This is a genomic window from Nocardia vinacea, assembly GCF_035920345.1.
In the GTDB taxonomy this organism is placed as follows: Bacteria; Actinomycetota; Actinomycetes; order Mycobacteriales; family Mycobacteriaceae; genus Nocardia; species Nocardia vinacea_A.
In genome coordinates this window covers 7,148,208-7,164,393 of sequence record NZ_CP109149.1, presented here as the reverse complement: position 1 = coordinate 7,164,393, position 16,186 = coordinate 7,148,208, and the positions used below count along the sequence as shown (strand labels likewise).

15 protein-coding genes are annotated in these 16,186 nt (G+C 65.2%); 6 read left to right on the top strand and 9 right to left on the bottom strand.

The genetic code is table 11. From position 1 onward, the window contains the following. Positions 1-66: 66 nt before the first annotated feature. From OIE68_RS32680 to OIE68_RS32655, 6 genes are all read left to right on the top strand, one after another. The gene (locus OIE68_RS32680) at positions 67-3,831 is read left to right on the top strand and encodes a murein biosynthesis integral membrane protein MurJ (RefSeq protein WP_419150595.1); all 3,765 of its coding nucleotides are present in this window, start codon (positions 67-69) and stop codon (positions 3,829-3,831) included. Between the two features lie 377 nt (positions 3,832-4,208). Beyond that, entirely contained in the window at positions 4,209-4,742 is a 534-nt protein-coding gene (gene sigM / locus OIE68_RS32675) for an RNA polymerase sigma factor SigM (protein ID WP_419150826.1), read from the top strand. 99 nt (positions 4,743-4,841) lie between these two features. Next, positions 4,842-5,657: a hypothetical protein gene (locus tag OIE68_RS32670; RefSeq protein ID WP_327094820.1), complete on the top strand. Its 816-nt coding sequence runs from the start codon at positions 4,842-4,844 to the stop codon at positions 5,655-5,657. A 190-nt stretch (positions 5,658-5,847) separates the two neighbouring features. Further along, positions 5,848-6,834, top strand: a complete 987-nt coding sequence (gene trxB, locus OIE68_RS32665; protein ID WP_327094819.1) for a thioredoxin-disulfide reductase — start codon at positions 5,848-5,850, stop codon at positions 6,832-6,834. Positions 6,835-6,869: 35 nt separating this feature from the next. Further along, complete coding sequence (gene trxA / locus OIE68_RS32660; protein ID WP_327094818.1) at positions 6,870-7,196, top strand: thioredoxin; 327 nt, start codon at positions 6,870-6,872, stop codon at positions 7,194-7,196. 173 nt (positions 7,197-7,369) lie between these two features. Further along, the gene (locus tag OIE68_RS32655) at positions 7,370-8,566 is read left to right on the top strand and encodes an N-acetylmuramoyl-L-alanine amidase (RefSeq protein WP_327094817.1); all 1,197 of its coding nucleotides are present in this window, start codon (positions 7,370-7,372) and stop codon (positions 8,564-8,566) included. Positions 8,567-8,672: 106 nt separating this feature from the next. Here the strand turns inward: OIE68_RS32655 and OIE68_RS32650 are convergent, their stop codons facing one another. From OIE68_RS32650 to rpmH, 9 genes are all read right to left on the bottom strand, one after another. Continuing rightward, positions 8,673-9,404, bottom strand: a complete 732-nt coding sequence (locus OIE68_RS32650) for a GNAT family N-acetyltransferase (protein ID WP_327094816.1) — start codon at positions 9,402-9,404, stop codon at positions 8,673-8,675. A gap of 215 nt (positions 9,405-9,619) precedes the next feature. Beyond that, positions 9,620-10,648 carry a ParB/RepB/Spo0J family partition protein gene (locus OIE68_RS32645; protein WP_327094815.1) on the bottom strand — a complete coding sequence of 343 codons (1,029 nt, stop codon included), beginning with the start codon at positions 10,646-10,648 and terminating at the stop codon, positions 9,620-9,622. Between the two features lie 28 nt (positions 10,649-10,676). Beyond that, positions 10,677-11,627 (bottom strand): ParA family protein, encoded by a 951-nt coding sequence (locus tag OIE68_RS32640; RefSeq protein WP_419150825.1) that lies wholly within the window; start codon positions 11,625-11,627, stop codon positions 10,677-10,679. 616 nt (positions 11,628-12,243) lie between these two features. Beyond that, positions 12,244-12,972, bottom strand: a complete 729-nt coding sequence (gene rsmG / locus OIE68_RS32635; protein ID WP_327094813.1) for a 16S rRNA (guanine(527)-N(7))-methyltransferase RsmG — start codon at positions 12,970-12,972, stop codon at positions 12,244-12,246. 119 nt (positions 12,973-13,091) lie between these two features. Continuing rightward, positions 13,092-13,658, bottom strand: a complete 567-nt coding sequence (locus OIE68_RS32630; protein ID WP_419150594.1) for a protein jag — start codon at positions 13,656-13,658, stop codon at positions 13,092-13,094. Positions 13,659-13,756: 98 nt separating this feature from the next. Continuing rightward, positions 13,757-14,854, bottom strand: coding sequence for a membrane protein insertase YidC (yidC, locus tag OIE68_RS32625; RefSeq protein ID WP_327094812.1), 1,098 nt, complete (start codon positions 14,852-14,854; stop codon positions 13,757-13,759). Between the two features lie 4 nt (positions 14,855-14,858). Beyond that, positions 14,859-15,212 (bottom strand): membrane protein insertion efficiency factor YidD, encoded by a 354-nt coding sequence (gene yidD, locus OIE68_RS32620; protein ID WP_040697799.1) that lies wholly within the window; start codon positions 15,210-15,212, stop codon positions 14,859-14,861. Continuing rightward, the gene (rnpA, locus tag OIE68_RS32615; RefSeq protein WP_327094811.1) at positions 15,209-15,640 is read right to left on the bottom strand and encodes a ribonuclease P protein component; all 432 of its coding nucleotides are present in this window, start codon (positions 15,638-15,640) and stop codon (positions 15,209-15,211) included. The genes yidD and rnpA overlap by 4 nt, the downstream gene beginning before the upstream one ends. 21 nt (positions 15,641-15,661) lie before the next feature. Beyond that, positions 15,662-15,805 carry a 50S ribosomal protein L34 gene (gene rpmH / locus OIE68_RS32610; protein WP_083898281.1) on the bottom strand — a complete coding sequence of 48 codons (144 nt, stop codon included), beginning with the start codon at positions 15,803-15,805 and terminating at the stop codon, positions 15,662-15,664. Between the last annotated feature and the right edge of the window lie 381 nt (positions 15,806-16,186).

Sequence of the window (16,186 nt, the reverse complement as noted above, 5' to 3'; positions counted from 1 at the left end):
CGTCAGCCACCCGTCGAACGACAGCGACCGGTAGAGCGTCAGCCACCCGTCGAACGGCGGCAACCGGTGGAACAGCCGCAACGTCCCGTTCCCCGGGAAGCGGCCAGGCCACGGACCCAGGAATGGCCCGCCGCACCCGCATCGGGCCCGGTCGCCACCGAAACCAAACAGAACGCGAGCTCGCGTCTGCTGCGCGACTCCGGATCGATCGCGATCGCCACCCTGATCAGCCGCGTCACCGGCTTCGGCAAACAGCTATTGCTGTTGACCGCGCTCGGCCCGGCCGTCGCGAGTGCCTACACCTCGGCCAACCTGATCCCGAATATGATCACCGAGCTCGTCCTCGGCGCGGTCTTGACCGCGATGGTGGTGCCGACGCTGGTGCGGGCCGAACAGGAGGACGACGACGGGGGCGTCGCATTCGTCCGCAGGCTGGTCACCGCTGCCTTCGCGGTGCTCGCCGCGGCCACGCTCTTCGCCGCGGCGGCGACGCCGTTGCTGGCGACCCGCGTCTTCGTCTCCTCGGACGGCAAGGTCAATACGGAACTGACCACGGCGCTGACCTATCTGTTGGTGCCCGCCATCCTGTTCTACGGCATGTCGGCACTGTTGACGGCAATCCTGAATACCCGCCAGAACTTCAAACCCGGGGCCTGGGCGCCGGTGTTGAACAACCTCGTCGTGCTGGTCGTGCTCGGTCTCTACGCCCTGACGCCGGGCGAGATCACCCTGGATCCGGTCCGGATGAGCGATCCGAAACTGCTGGTCCTCGGCGGCGGCATCACCCTCGGTGTGGCCACCCAGGCGCTGAGCCTGCTGCCCGCGATCAAGCGCAATCAGATCGATCTGCGGCCGCTGTGGGGTGTCGACGCGCGACTCAAGCAGTTCGGCAAGATGGGTTCGGCCATCATCCTGTACGTGGTGATCAGCCAGATCGGTCTGATCGTCTCGAACCACATCGCCTCGACGGCCGATGAGGCAGGCCCGGCGATCTATACCAATGCCTGGCTGCTGCTCCAGCTGCCCTACGGCGTACTCGGTGTCACACTGCTCACCGCGATCATGCCGCGGCTGAGCCGCAACGCGGCCGCGGATGACACTCCTGCCGTCGTGGACGATCTGTCCGTCGCGACCCGTTTGACGATGATCGCCCTCGTTCCGGTGGTCACCTTCCTGACGCTGGCCGGACCGCAGGTCGGCGAGGCGCTGTTCGGCTATGCACGGTTCACCGGCGACGCCGCGCGCCTCGGCGAGGCGGTGAGCTGGTCGGCCTTCACACTGATTCCGTACTCCCTGGTGCTCATCCATCTGCGTGTTTTCTACGCGAGGGAGCAGGCGTGGACGCCGACCTGGATCATCCTCGCTATCACGACGATCAAGATCCTGTTCTCGGCACTCGCGCCTGCGCTGGCGAGCGACAGCGGTCAGGTCGTGAAAATCCTCGGTGTCGCGACCGGACTCGGCTTCCTGGCCGGTGCCGTCATCGGCGGCTATCTGCTGCACCAGAGCCTCGGCGATCTGCGCATGGTCAATGTCGGACGCACGGTTACCCGCGTCCTGCTGTCCTCGATCGCGGGTGGCGCGGTCATGCTCATCGTCGACAAGGTGCTCGGACTCGACCGTCTCTCCGGCGGACCCGGCTCGCTGATCCGGGTGATCGTATCGGCCATTGTGATGTTCGCGGTCGCCTTCGGGCTGATGCGCCTGGCCGGTATCCCGGAGATCGTCGCGATCACCGTCGCCGTCTCCCGGCGCCTCGGCTTCACCCCGCCCGCCCCCGATCTCGATCTCGAGGGCCCGGTCGAAGACGAGTACACGACACAGGTATTCCGACGGCCCGAGCCGTATGTGGCATACCCTGGTTTCGACCCGTACATGGATGCCCAAACCATGGTGCTACCCGTGATCCGAGCTCATACCGTTGACAGCACCGGTATGGGTGAGTTCCCGTACCCTGTTCGGCAGAGAAGCACAGGTGGCGAGTTCGCCGGAACTTCGACATATCAGGGCGAAGGAGGAACGAGGGTGAGCGACGACGCGGCGCCGGGCGGCGTCCCAGCCGCCGAATCTGCTGCGACCAAGGCAGGCGGGCTCTCCACAGATGTTCCGCCCACCGGGGAGGCCTCTGATCCCGCATACGCGAATCAGGGTGCCGATAACGGTCCGCCGGAGCACGATTCGGCGACCGGATCCGGTGAGCAACCGCGGGAGGCCCCGCAGCGCGATCCGATGTACGACACCGGGATGATCCCGATCCCGCCGCAGCTACCGCCGATGGACGACGCGGGTCGAAGAACGCCGCGCGGCCCCAAGCTGATTCCGGGCGCTTCCGTAGCGGGCGGCCGCTACCGGCTGCTCGCGAGTCACGGCGGATCCCGCGGACTCAAGTTCTGGCAGGCGCTCGATATCAAGCTCGACCGCGAGGTCGCGCTCACCTTCGTCGACGCCGATCAGAAGGCGACCGACAACTCCGGTCACGACGGTCCGCAGGCGATCCTGTCGCGCACGCTGCGTCTGGGCCGGATCAACTCGCCGGGCCTGGCTCGCGTACTAGATGTGGTGCGCGGCAGCTCCGGCGGCATTGTGGTGGCCGAATGGACGCCGGGCCGTTCGCTGCGCGAAATGGCCGAGACGGTGCCGTCGCCGATCGGTGCCGCTCGTGCTATCCGGGCTTTGGCCTCGGCCGCCGAACTGGCCCATCGCGGCGGCGGCTCGCTGTCCATCGACCATCCGGACCGGGTCCGGATCAGTGCCACCGGTGATGCGGTGCTCGCGTTCCCGGGCACGCTGTCCGATTCCGACGCGCAATCCGATGTGCGCGGCCTCGGCGCCATGCTCTACGCGCTGATCACCGCACGCTGGCCGATCCGTGCCGGTGGCATGACCGGCACGGCAGCGACGGTGGGCGGTTTGCGGCTGGCCGATTTCGGTTCCGACGGCACCCCCGTCGAACCGCGGCAGATCCGGCCCGAGGTGCCGTTCGAGATCTCGGCGGTCGCGGTCCGTTCGCTGGAATCGAATAAGGGCGTGCGCACCGCTGCGACCGTGCAGCATGTGCTCGAACAGGCCTCGGTGGTCGATCAGAAGACCGATTTCATCCCGGTGCTCCGCCTCGGTCAGCGTCCGCCGACCGGCGACGAGGAATCGCTGGCCGATCCGGAATTGCTTGCGGCGGAACGAGAACGCTCGCAGCGGATGATGTGGATCATGGTCGGGCTCGGCATTCTGGCCGCACTCGTGGTCGGCATCATCATCTGGTGGATGGTCAGCGTCTTCGCGCCGACCGCCTCGGACGCACCGCTCAACGAGCAGCGCAATATCGGTCTCACCACGAACAGTTCACCCGCCCCCGCGCCCACCTCCGGTGGTACGACGGGGACGGCCGCGGGCGGGGTGCCGGTTCCGGTGACGAGCGTGTCGGTGTTCTCCCCGGAGGGCACACCGGACAATGTCAGCGGAACCGGTGCGGTGCTCGATCACGATCCGGGCACCGTCTGGCGCACCGATCAGTACTTCCAGCAGTTCCCGGCGCTCAAGAAGGGCGTCGGGCTGCTGGCCACCCTGCCGAGTCCGGCCAAGCTGACGAGCGTCTCGATCGAATCGCCGAGTGCGGGCACCTCGGTCGAGATCCGCACCTCCCCGACGTCTTCGCCGACGCTGGACCAGACCCAGCTGATCGGCTCGGCGCGACTAGAGAACGGCATCACCGAAATCCCGGTCCGCAGCGATCAGGCGGCCCGCTATGTGCTCGTATGGATCACCGGACTCGGCAATTCCGGTGGCCAGTTCCAGACGTCGATCGCCGACCTGCGCTTCGACGCCGCGCCGTAAGCGCCGCTCAGCTCTGTCTCTCGCCGCACGTGTCCGCCCCGTGCTGTCGCTGGACTACGCTCGCTCCGCCCGCCGGTGTCGATTTCCCCGGGCGCACCGCACAATTCAGCCTCGACTGGTCTGGTTGCTGCCAATTCTTTACTGACGATATGATCTAGCCGCGCTCTCACTCAGGGGGAGCTCCCCGGGTTCTGGTTGTTCGATCCTGGATGCTGCGAAATTTCGATGGTGGTCGCTCGTGTCCGTCATCGCCGTGAGAGCTGTCCAAGGGGTTGGTTTTGCCGTCCGAACTGAACGAGGATTCCCACGGGGGAAAGTCGCGGCCTGTTGCGTTCCGCGAGCGTTCGTTCGTCCCCGACGAGCTCACCGATGTCGAACTGCTGCAAGCCCACGTGCGCGGTCAGCGGCATGCCTTCGCCGAACTGTTGCGCCGCCATAACGACCACCTCTGGCAGACCGCCCTGCGCACCTCCTATACCCGCGAGGACGCGGCGGATTCGCTGCAGGACGCTCTGCTCTCGGCACACCGCACCGCCGCCACCTTCCGCGCCGAGGCCGAGGTGCGCAGCTGGCTGCACGCCATCGTGGTGAACGCCTGCCTGGACCGCATCCGGCGCAATAAGACCCGTCGCGCGGTATCGCTGTCGCCGGAGACCATGCCGGAACCCAAGGACACCCGCGACAATATCGCTGAACTGGAAATGTCACTCGTCGTCGACCGTGCGCTGTTCACGCTGCCGGAGGAGCAGCGGGCGGCGCTTGTCGCAGTGGAACTGGAGGGGCGTAGTGTCGCGGAAACCGCGGCGCTGCTCGGCGTTCCGGAGGGCACCATCAAAAGCCGATGCGCACGCGGCCGACAGCGGCTCCAAGAACGTTTGGAATTTCTGCGTGATCCGGGGAACCGGAAGTAGTCGAGATGCGTCATTAATAGTGACGGACAACAAGACGATGTACAGGCAGCGCCGCCCGCGACGTGCGGGCGGGCATCTACTCGAGAATCCGGAGGTGCGATGGCGACCCGATCCGATCCGCAGCCTCCGTTCTCACCCGAACTGCTAGCCGATCTACACGCCGACAATGTGGCGCCGGAGCTGAGCGAGCAGCTGTGGCCGGTGGTCCGCAATGATCCGGACGCCCTGCGGTTCCTGAACTCGCTCGACGATGTCAGCGCCGAATTGCGCGCACTCGGCCGGGACGAGCGCGTCATCCACGCCATGCCCGCCGATATCGCGGCCCGGCTGGAGGAGTTCGTCGAAGGCCTCGATGTGGCGGAGGAGCCCACCGAGCAGGTCGCAACCGTCCTTCGGCTGCCCTCGGCCACCACACGGCCGGAATCGCCGGTTGTGGTGTGGCCCGAATCCGCCGATGACGCAAAGGATTCCGGGCGCGAGGCTGCCATCCCGCTGACGCGACACGGCACACGCACACTCCGCTGGCTCGCCGCCGCGGCCGCCGTGATCGCGGTCGTGGCCTGCGTCGCGGTCGCGGTGGACGCATTGCGTGGGCACGAGGTTGCCCCGAGCGCCCAACCGACCACCAGCAATGTCCAACTCGGTGACGGACTCGACGCCACCGTCGCATTGAGCGCCCTCGGTCGCAATGACGTCACCGGCGCACTCGGCACCCCGGCGGCCCTGAACCGCTGCGTCCACGCCAACGGCCTGGACCGCACCGTCCTCGGTTCGACCGACACCACCTTCCAGGGCAAGGACGCCGTGCTGATACTGCTCGCCGGCCCGCGCCCGCACAAGATCACCGCACTGGTCGTCGGAATCGGTTGCGGCACCGACGATCCGCAACAGTTGGCTCGCACCGACATCGGTTGACGAGTGGGCGACGTCACGTCGTGCGGTTGTCCCACATCACGTCGGGAACAACACCGTTTACCCTGTTGTTGACCGACACGTCTAACGAATCTCCCTCGGAAGGGTCACCCGTGAGCGAGCGCAGCGAGCGAACAATCAACACAGCCAACCTGTTGGTCATGGTGGAGCCGAGCGCCAGCGAGGCGGAGGCATGAGCAACGCAGTTCGCGACTTGATCATCGTCGGCTCCGGACCCGCCGGCTATACCGCCGCCGTCTACGCAGCCCGCGCCGAACTCCAGCCCCTGCTGTTCGAGGGCACCCAGTTCGGCGGCGCACTGATGACCACCACCGAGGTCGAAAACTTCCCCGGTTTCCGCGCCGGCATCATGGGCCCGGATCTGATGGAGGAGATGCGCGAACAGGCCAAGCGATTCGGCGCCGATATCCGGACCGAGGATGTGGACGCCATCGACCTGACCGGCCCGATCAAGACGGTCACCGTCGGCGATGAGACGTACCAGGCCTACGCCGTAATCCTCGCGATGGGCTCGGCCGCGCGCTATCTGAACGTCCCCGGTGAGCAGAAGCTGCTCGGCCGCGGTGTCAGCGCCTGCGCCACCTGCGACGGCTTCTTCTTCAAGGGCCAAGACATCGTCGTGGTCGGCGGTGGCGACTCGGCGATGGAGGAAGCGACCTTCCTCACCAAGTTCGCCAGCACCGTGACCATCGTGCACCGCCGCGAGGAATTCCGCGCCTCGCGCATCATGCTGGAGCGCGCCAAGGCCAACGAGAAGATCAAGTTCGTGCTCAACGCCGAGGTCACCGCGGTCAACGGTGATACCAGCGTGACCAGCCTGACACTGCGCGATACCCGCACCGGCGAGACCTCCGAACTGGCCGCGACCGGCCTGTTCGTGGCGATCGGTCACGATCCGCGCAGCGAGCTGGTCAAGGATCAGGTGGAACTGGACGACGAGGGCTACGTGCAGGTGCTGCATCCGTCGACCGCTACCGCGGTGCCCGGTGTCTTCGCCGCGGGCGATCTGGTCGACCACACCTACCGCCAGGCCATTACCGCCGCGGGGACCGGCTGCCGCGCCGCGATCGACGCCGAGCGCTGGCTGGCCGAACAGGGTGACATCACCTCGAACACCCTGGATCACGCCGGCAACTCAGTTGCCGTGCCCGCCAACTGATCTCATCACTTTTTTTGCACTACAAGGAGATACCCATGTCCCAAAACACGGTCACCGTGACCGACGCGTCCTTCGCCGACGATGTGTTGCTCAGTGAGAAGCCGGTACTCGTCGACTTCTGGGCCGACTGGTGCGGTCCGTGCAAAATGGTCGCCCCGGTGCTGGAGGAGATCGCGGGCGCGCATGCGGATAAGCTGACCGTGGCCAAGCTGGATGTGGATGCCAATCCGGGCGTCGCCCGCGATTATCAGATCCTCTCGTTGCCAACTATGATGCTGTTCTCCGGTGGCAAGCCGGTCAAGCAGATCGTCGGAGCGAAGGGCAAAGCCGCCCTGCTGCGTGAACTCGACGGCATCATCTGACGTATTCGTCAAAGAACGCCGTCAATCGACGACGCGCCGTAGGATGCCTGGACGCCGGGAATTGTCGTATTCCGGTCCGGGTCTGAGACAATCGACCGACCTCCGGTCGTGCGAGGGTGTGAGCCGTCGCATGAGTGGGTACCCGGGTTGACGGAAGGAAAGGGCTCTCACGCATGCACCGACTTCGTCACGGCGATACCGGTCCAGCCGTCGCCGAGGTTCGGAGCACCCTGGCAAGTCTCGGGTTTCTGCATACGCACTCCGCCGCAACAGGACACGCTGATGCGCGAGAGTATTGGATGGACACCGACGCTTCCTTCGATCGCCAGCTCGACTCGGCGGTTCGCGCCTTTCAACAGCACCGCGGACTGCTGGTCGACGGGGTCGTCGGACCGGCTACCTACCGCGCGCTGAAGGAAGCCTCCTATCGCCTCGGTGCCCGCACATTGATCTACCAGCTCTCCGCGCCGCTCTACGGCGACGATGTGGCAACCCTGCAGCGCCGGCTACAGGATCTCGGTTTCTACGTGCACCGCGTCGACGGCTACTTCGGCCCGCACACCCATGAGGCGCTCACCGCATTCCAGCGGGAGATCGGCTTGGCGGCGGACGGCATCTGCGGTCCGGATACGCTGCGCTCGCTGGAACTGCTCGGCGCGCGCGTCACCGGCGGCAATCCGCATCGGATCGCCGAGGAAGAGGTCGTGCACCGGGCCGGGCCGCAGTTGACCGGGAAGCGGATCGTCATCGATCCGGGCCTCGGCGGCCCGGACAAGGGCTTCGCGGTACCGACCGAATACGGCGAGGTCTACGAGTCGGAGATCCTCTGGGATCTGGCCAGCAGGCTGGAGGGCCGAATGGCCGCCACCGGCATGGAAACCTTCCTGTCGCGGCCGTGGGGCGCCAATCCGACCGATGCCGAGCGCGCGGATACCTCCAATGCCTTCGACGCCGATCTGATGATCTCGCTACGCTGCGCGACCAATCCGAGCCCGTCCGCCAACGGTGTCGCGGGCTTCCACTTCGGCAATTCGCACGGTTCGGTATCGATGATCGGCCAGGTACTCGCCGGCTTCATCCAGCGTGAGGTGGTTGCGCGAACCTCGTTGCAGGACTGCCGAACTCACGCGCGCACCTGGGATCTATTGCGGCTCACCAAGATGCCGACCGTCCAGGTCGATATCGGTTATCTCACAAACGAATACGATGCGTCGGTACTCACCAACCCTCGGATGCGCGATGTGATCGCCGAGGCCATCCTCATCTCGGTGAAGCGGCTGTATCTGCTCGGCCAGGACGATCAGCCAACAGGCACATACACTTTCGCCGAATTGCTGGCGGAGGAGTTGGCCGCGGCCAACCGGATGTAGTGAATTACCTTCTGGCTCACTAGATTACGAACAACAAAAGATACTTCCGATACGAGTGCGCCCCTGCCGACCGTCGGCAGGGGCGCACATTGCTGAATGCGGAGTCTCAGGGTGCTCCGACGCGGAAGGGGACCGTCAGGGAGGCGGCGGCGAGCAGCTGATCGAGCGCGCGCTCCACATCTTCCTTCCAGCCGTGATCAGAGTCGAGTTCCAAGCGCAGCCGGGGGAAGCGGTGGTGCGGCGCCACCACTTCGAAACCGACGTCCTCCAGGAAGTCCGCCTCGATCATGCAGGTCTCCGGCGAACATCCGGTCGCCTTACCGGCCGAGGCCGCATCCCGGACCGGTGAACCGATCCGCTCCATCAACCGCATCGAGCCGAGCGAACGATCCGACATCGCGGTCGCCGGGGGATCGGTGCGAATCCCGAAGGCCTCCAACGCGCGTACGCCACGACGCACCAGATCGGCCACCACAGCCGTCATGAGGCGGTGGGCTATGTCGGCATCCTGATACGGGAATTCGGACCGCAGCGTGGTCAGCAGGACCGCATCCGGGCTAACCGGCGATGTGGGGAACAGGCCGGCGCGCGGTACGGCGCTCGGCGGCGAGTACAGCGCACACCCCGCTATGTTGCCGTCCACGTTCGCGACCTGACCGCACGAACCCCACTCCAACATAACCGTGGAAAGCCAGGCCTCCTTCTCGAAGACCGGATCACTGAACTCACGGGAGGTCGCGGCAACAGCCGGATCGATCTCCCAGAACACGCAACGCCGCGCATGGGCGGGTAGCCTGTCGAGTCCACCGAGGGTTAATGCTGTGACGCTGGTCGACACCGCTCTGCTCAGCCTCCAGCTATCCGATTCATCCACACTCACGCTGCATTCACTCGCCAGCAAGAATATGCGATCAAAGCGAACCCGCCTCATTCCACGTCGCTGTGCTGTTGGTAAGGAGCCCCTCCGTAGGCCGATTTTCTGCGCCGTCACAGTGACGTTTCAACGCTGAACACGTGCCTACCGGAAACACACGGCTATTTTTGCCACTTCTGTCACTTGCCGAGCTGCTGCTGCTCCATCATGCCTACGATGCGTTCGAGGTCTTCGACCGAACCGAATTCGACGACGATCTTGCCCTTCCGCTTGCCGAGGCTCACGGTGACGCGAGTGTCGAAGGATTCCGACAGTCGCTCGGCCACATCCTGCAGACCCGGCATATGAATCGGCTTGCGCCGGGGGGCAGGAGGAGCGGCCGTATCCGGATCCCGGTTCGCCAAGGTGACGGCTTCCTCGGTGGCCCGGACCGACAATCCCTCGGCCACGATGCGGGCGGCGAGTACCTCTTGGGCGTCGGCGCCTGCCTCGAGACCGAGCAGCGCCCGAGCGTGTCCGGCGGACAGTACGCCGGCCGCGACCCGGCGCTGCACCGGGATCGGCAGTTTCAACAGGCGAATCATATTCGTCACCACCGGTCGGGATCGACCGATTCGGGTAGCCAATTCCTCATGGGTGACATCGAATTCCTCGAGCAGCTGCTGATAGGCCGCCGCCTCTTCGAGCGGGTTCAGCTGCACCCGATGGATGTTCTCCAAGAGGGCGTCCCGCAGCATCGCGTCGTCCGCGGTCTCGCGGACAATGGCTGGAATCGCCGCGAGCCCGGCCTCTTGGCAAGCGCGCCAACGACGCTCACCCATGACGATCTGATACTTGTCCACCCCCGGCTCCAACCGACGCACCACGATGGGCTGCATCAGGCCGAATTCCTTGATGGAGTGCACCAGCTCGGCGAGCGCCTCTTCCTCGAAGACGTGGCGCGGCTGCTTGGGATTCGGTTCGATCTGCTCCGGCGGAATCTCGCGATAGGACGCACCGCCATCCGACAGCTGCTCATCGCTGGGGTCGGGGACCCGGTGCAGGAAGGCCGAAGCCGGTTGCGGTCCGATCGGATCGATGCCGATGACGACATTGGCTGCGGCGCTACCGAGTCCGGGTGCGGCACCGAGTCCCGGTGTGGCGGCCGGCCCCGTCGGAATCAACGCGGCAAGTCCGCGGCCTAGCCCGCCCTTCTTCGCCTGAGTCATCGGTTACCGACCCTTTCCTCGTTCGTCATTACGCGGGCTCTGCCGCACCCGGCCGGATCACCGACCGGGAGGCCATCTCGCGACCGGCGTCCAGATAACTCATCGCACCCCGGGAGCCTGGATCATAATCCAGCACCGTCATGCCGTAGCCCGGCGCCTCGGAGACCTTCACGCTGCGGGGGATGACCGACTTCAGCACCACATCGCCGAAGTGCCCGCGCACCTCCTCGGCGACCTGGTCGGCCAACTTGGTCCGGCCGTCGTACATCGTGAGGATCACGGTCGACACATGTAGTTCGGGATTCAGATGCGCCTGCACCAGACCGATATTGCGGAGTAGCTGCCCGACACCCTCCAGCGCGTAGTACTCGCATTGGATCGGGATCAGTACTTCCTTGGCCGCGACCATCGCGTTGACTGTGAGCAGACCGAGCGACGGTGGGCAGTCGATCATCACGTAATCGATGTCGTACCCGGCAATATTGGCCTCCTGAATCGCGGCCTTGAGCCGTCCCTCCCTCGCCACCATGGAAACCAATTCGATCTCGGCGCCGGCCAGATCGATGGTCGCCGGAATGCACAGCAGGCGCTCGCTGTGCGGGCTCTGCTGAATCGCATCCTTCACCGACACCTCGCCGATGAGGAGTTCATAGCTCGACGGGACACCCGAGTGATGTTCGATACCCAGGGCGGTGCTGGCATTGCCTTGGGGATCGAGGTCTATCACGAGAACCGTCATCCCGGTGTGCGCCAGGGCGGCCGCGAGATTCACGGCGGTTGTCGTCTTTCCGACGCCACCCTTCTGATTGGCGATGGTGATGATCCGTTGCTCGTGCGGTTTCGGCACTGTCACCTTTCCTGGATGCAATATCTGGCTTGCACGTTGGGCTTCGGCCGCTATCGGGGTCTCACTGGGGGAGATGTGCCCGAACGGTGTGCTTCCGAATGCCTCCGCATCCAAGGTGCTGGAGTCCAGCATCCCCGGCACGCGCGACGTTGTTTCCCGTGAAACATTCGCCGGACCGCTCGACATAGACAGCTCCTAACGCGAGAACCTCAGATCACATGCGCCCGACCGAATTCGGCGCCGTGTCATCACTAGCTGTGTCGGATCGAACTTGATGCTCAATCGGGACCGCGGCGCCCGATCGACCGAGCGGAGCTCTCGCCGCTGCGACAAACCCACATCCGTCCGCGGCACCAACGCTCACGCCCGACGCTCACTAGCTTGCCAGCACTCAGCGCGATTAGAAAGCTGAATCGCGGCATCGCGCAAAGGACACGCAAATCTGCACCGAATCACATTGCCGCGAACAAGATTGACGCATCCGATTCACCGTTTCACATGAAACATGAAGTTCCGGACCGACACCGAAGTTCTGTTTCACATGAAACATCGGATACCCCACCGCGCCGCGGCATCTCACGCCGGGCGCTCTCGCGTCCAATGAGCCTCGCGCAATGGGGATCATTGATTTCCCCATCCGGTGACACCAGATTCAAAACGTCACGTGAAGTTTCGGGTCGAAGCCTGCCGTGCTACGTACGGCCAGACGCCTTGTTTCACATGAAACATCGCCGCGAATCGAATACTGCTACTTCGACTTCCGCGCCGACCTGCCCGCTCGACGCGAGGGACGCTCGGCACGCGGCAGCCGCTCGGCGCTGATCACCAGAGTGGGGGTGGAGACGAGTCCGGCGCCGCATTCCAGGACGGTCGCATTCCCCGCGCCCGCCTTCGCCAAAGCCTCACCGTCGCGCTCGAGTTCCTCGGCCGCGCTGACTCCCTTCAGCGCGAGCATCCGTCCGTGATCGCGCAACAGGGGGAGGGACCACTGTGCCAGCTTCGCCAGCGGGGCGACCGCGCGAGAGGTCACCGCATCCGCGCCGCCCGCTTCCTTCAGCACGCCCGACTGCTCGGCCCGACCGCGCACCACGGTTACATCGAGTCCGGCCGCCTCGATGAATTCGCTCAGAAAGATGGTGCGGCGCAACAGCGGCTCGACCAAGGTGATCCGGAGATCTGGGCGCGCGATCGCCAAGGGGATTCCGGGCAGTCCGGCGCCGCTGCCGATATCGACCACGGTGGTGCCCTCCGCCATCAACTCACCGACCACCGCACAGTTGAGAATGTGCCGATCCCATAGCCTCGGCACCTCGCGGGGACCGATCAGTCCGCGCTCGACACCCGCGGCGGCGAGGGCGGCACAGTACCGACGCGCGAGATCCAACCGGTCTCCGAAAACCACCGCGGCCGCGGCCGGGGGCTCCAGCTCATTCGGCAACGCGGTGATGCCACCGAGATCTCGTTCCACGTGAAACATCCTTCCGAACTCGAGTCGATCAGTGTGGCGATGGGGCCGGGGTAGGGGAGCGCATGCAAGACATAAAGAGGGCCTCCGGTCCGAAGACCGAAGGCCCTAATCCAATCACAGCGCGCGATTCAGGCAGGCACCACAACAACGTGCCGATTGGGCTCCACGCCCTCGCTCTCGCTGCTGACACCGTCGACGGCGGCGACGGCGTCATGCACGATCTTCCGCTCGAACGGCGTCATTGGCACCAGCGGCTCCGGCTTACCGGATTCCAGCACCCGTTGCGCGGCGGCGGTGCCGAGTGCACTCAACTCCGAGCGACGCTTGGCGCGCCAGCCGGCAACATCGAGCATGAGCCGACTGCGCACCCCGGTGGCCTGCTGCACGGCCAGACGGGTCAGCTCCTGCAGTGCGTCGAGCACCTCGCCGTTGCGGCCGACCAATTTCGAGAGATCGCGTCCGCCGTCGATGCTCACGATGGCGCGGTCGCCCTCGACATCGAGATCGATATCGCCGTCGAAGTCGAGTACATCGAGCAACTGCTCGAGGTAGTCGCCCGCGATTTCGCCCTCTTCGATGAGAGCTTCCTCGGCGTCGTTCGCGGCCTCGGTGGATTCGGCCCCCACTTCGGTTTCGCCGTTCACCATCGTCGTCGTCGCCACAGTGGCGTCCCCTCCGTCGGTTTCAACAGTCATTTGATTTCCTTCATCTGCTCATCGCGCGCGACCGGCGACCGGCGCCGATCGGAGAACGCGAACAGGGTTGCTCAGAGATCCCGCAGGCGCGCGATGTGTCAGCGCCGTCGCTTCTGGTTGGGTCGCCCACGATTGCCCGGTCGCTTCTGCCCGCCCGAGCGCCGCTGTCCCGCCTTGGTCGGGGACTTCGCGGTGCCGTTCGTCGACGGCGGCGCATCAACCGCATCCACGGCGGCATCGGCATCCGCATCGACGGACGTCGCGTCGGAGGACGACTGTTTCTTCTTCACGTTGACCGGTTTCGCACCAGGCTTCGGCGCGTTCTGTGCGCGCTGATCCAGCTTCTGCTGCTTCTTGATTTCCTCTTCCTTCGCCATGCGGCCGAAGACGAGGTGCTGCTGTCCGTAGGTCCAGATGTTATTGGACACCCAGTAGAGCAGGATGGCGATCGGCAGGAACGGGCCACCGACCAGCACGCCGAGCGGGAACACCCACAGCGCGAGCTTGTTCATCATGGCCGACTGCGGGTTGGCCGCAGCCTCTGGACTCTGCCGGGCAACCGAAGCGCGCGCGTTGAAATGCGTCGCCAGACCGGCGATCACCATCAGCGGGATGGAGACCAGCGCGATGCTCAGCTTGGTCGGCACACCGCCGTAATCGGCGAAGGCCTGCAGCTGGCTCGGCGGGCTGGTGATGAAGGCGGAGATCGGGGCGCCGAAGATGCGGGCGCTCAGGAAGGACTGGACATCGGCGGCGCTGAAGACGTAGTTCGGCGTGTGCGCATTGTCGTAAGCCGACATGCCGAGCTGGCCGATTCCGGTGCCGGTGCGGTTGAACGAGCGCAGCACATGGAACAGACCGAGGAAGACCGGCACCTGCGCCAGGATCGGCAGGCAGCCCATCAACGGGTTGAAGCCGTGATCCTTCTGCAGCTTCTGCATCTCGGTCGCCATCTTCTGGCGATCGTTCTTGTACTTCTTCTGCAGCTCCTTGATCTGGGGCTGCAGCTCCTGCATCTGCTTGGTGGTGCGAACCTGTTTGACGAACGGCTTGTACAGCAGCACGCGCAGCGTGAACACCAGGAACACCACGGCCAGTGCCCAGGTGAGTCCGTTGTCCGCGCCGAACGCGAACCCGAAGACCCGATGCCAGAACCAGAGGATCCAGGACACCGGATAATAAATGAAGTCGAGCACGGCTCTATGCACTCCCGTCGTTCGTATCGCCGATCACCGCGCGCGGTGATCCTTTACAAGCGTGTGGCGCCGACGCCTGCTGGTCGGCGGCTGACTCGTTCCGTTCGCGTGTTTTTCGCTCCGGAACGGGATCCCACCCACCAGGGTGCCAGGGTGCGCATTTCGCCAATCGCACGACCGTCAATCCGAGACCTATGAACAGGCCGCGGGTGCGTAACGCGGTCACCGCGTACTCGCTACAGGTCGGGGTGAAACGGCACACCGGCAGGCGCATGGGGGAGACATACGTCCGGTAGAGCTCGATCAGGAAGATCACCGTGTTCGCGGGTAGCCGAGCAACGGTGGAGCGCGCACTCATCCCGCACCGGCCACGGTAGCCGATGGGCGGACGATATCGAGCTTGCGCAGCGCGCCACGCAGCTGGCGGAGCAACTCCGTCGCGTCGGCGGTCGCGGCGCCGGGCAATGCGCGGATCACGATGTCGGCATCGGCGGGCAACTCGGCGATCACCTGACCGCACATATGACGCAGGCGGCGGGCGACGCGGTGTCGAATCACCGCGTTGCCCACCGCCTTGCTGACAATCAATCCGAACCGTGGACCGCCCACGCGGACCAACGATCCGGCCTCAGCCGCATCGCTTCGTCGTCCACTCGCGCCCACAGTTCCGTCATACCCGCGCACGAGCGCGTGTACGACCAGATCTCGCCTCCCGATTCGCTGGCCGCGGCGCACCGTCCGGGAGAAGTCGGCACGATGATGCAACCGATACGGCTCAGGCAGCACCCGAGCGTCCGAGAGCGAGGATCAAGCAGTGAGGGATTTGCGGCCCTTGCCGCGACGCGCGGAAACAATCGCGCGACCAGCGCGGGTGCGCATCCGGAGACGGAAGCCGTGGACCCGCGCCCGACGACGGTTGTTCGGCTGGAACGTCCGCTTGCCCTTGGCCACGGTCAACACTCCTCGAGTAGGTGGGCGCCGTGCGGCGCCCAAAGCTTGTCGGTGATACGTCTTTGCGCGATGAATCGCGAGGTGGTCATCATCGATGCGCGTCGGTCCTGGCGCACGAGGTCGATACGACCTGACACGGTCAGCACAGGACCGCCACCGCACCAAGGGGTGACTGTACGAGGGTACTGATCGGCAAAGTGCGGGTCAAACTCGGCCCACCTGTCCCCTGGCCCGCACTGGAGCGCTGCACCGGAGTCACGCATCCTGGGTATAACCGTGAGTTCGTCCACACCCCTAGCCGTCGGCCGACGCGCCGACTAGGGTACGTAGCCAGAAGATTGCTGCAGAACCGCAGGTCCAGGCCGTACAGCGGCGGAGCGC

Bases quoted from the DNA above. Each gene is read 5' to 3' on its own strand.
- trxA (WP_327094818.1), top strand. From the start codon at position 6,870: ATGTCCCAAAACACGGTCACCGTGACCGACGCGTCCTTCGCCGACGAT.
- OIE68_RS32645 (WP_327094815.1), bottom strand. From the start codon at position 10,648: ATGACTCAGGCGAAGAAGGGCGGGCTAGGCCGCGGACTTGCCGCGTTG.
- OIE68_RS32630 (WP_419150594.1), bottom strand. From the start codon at position 13,658: ATGACTGTTGAAACCGACGGAGGGGACGCCACTGTGGCGACGACGACG.
- rsmG (WP_327094813.1), bottom strand. From the start codon at position 12,972: ATGTTTCACGTGGAACGAGATCTCGGTGGCATCACCGCGTTGCCGAAT.
- OIE68_RS32640 (WP_419150825.1), bottom strand. From the start codon at position 11,627: ATGCTGGACTCCAGCACCTTGGATGCGGAGGCATTCGGAAGCACACCG.
- OIE68_RS32670 (WP_327094820.1), top strand. From the start codon at position 4,842: ATGGCGACCCGATCCGATCCGCAGCCTCCGTTCTCACCCGAACTGCTA.
- trxB (WP_327094819.1), top strand. From the start codon at position 5,848: ATGAGCAACGCAGTTCGCGACTTGATCATCGTCGGCTCCGGACCCGCC.
- yidD (WP_040697799.1), bottom strand. From the start codon at position 15,212: ATGAGTGCGCGCTCCACCGTTGCTCGGCTACCCGCGAACACGGTGATC.
- OIE68_RS32655 (WP_327094817.1), top strand. From the start codon at position 7,370: ATGCACCGACTTCGTCACGGCGATACCGGTCCAGCCGTCGCCGAGGTT.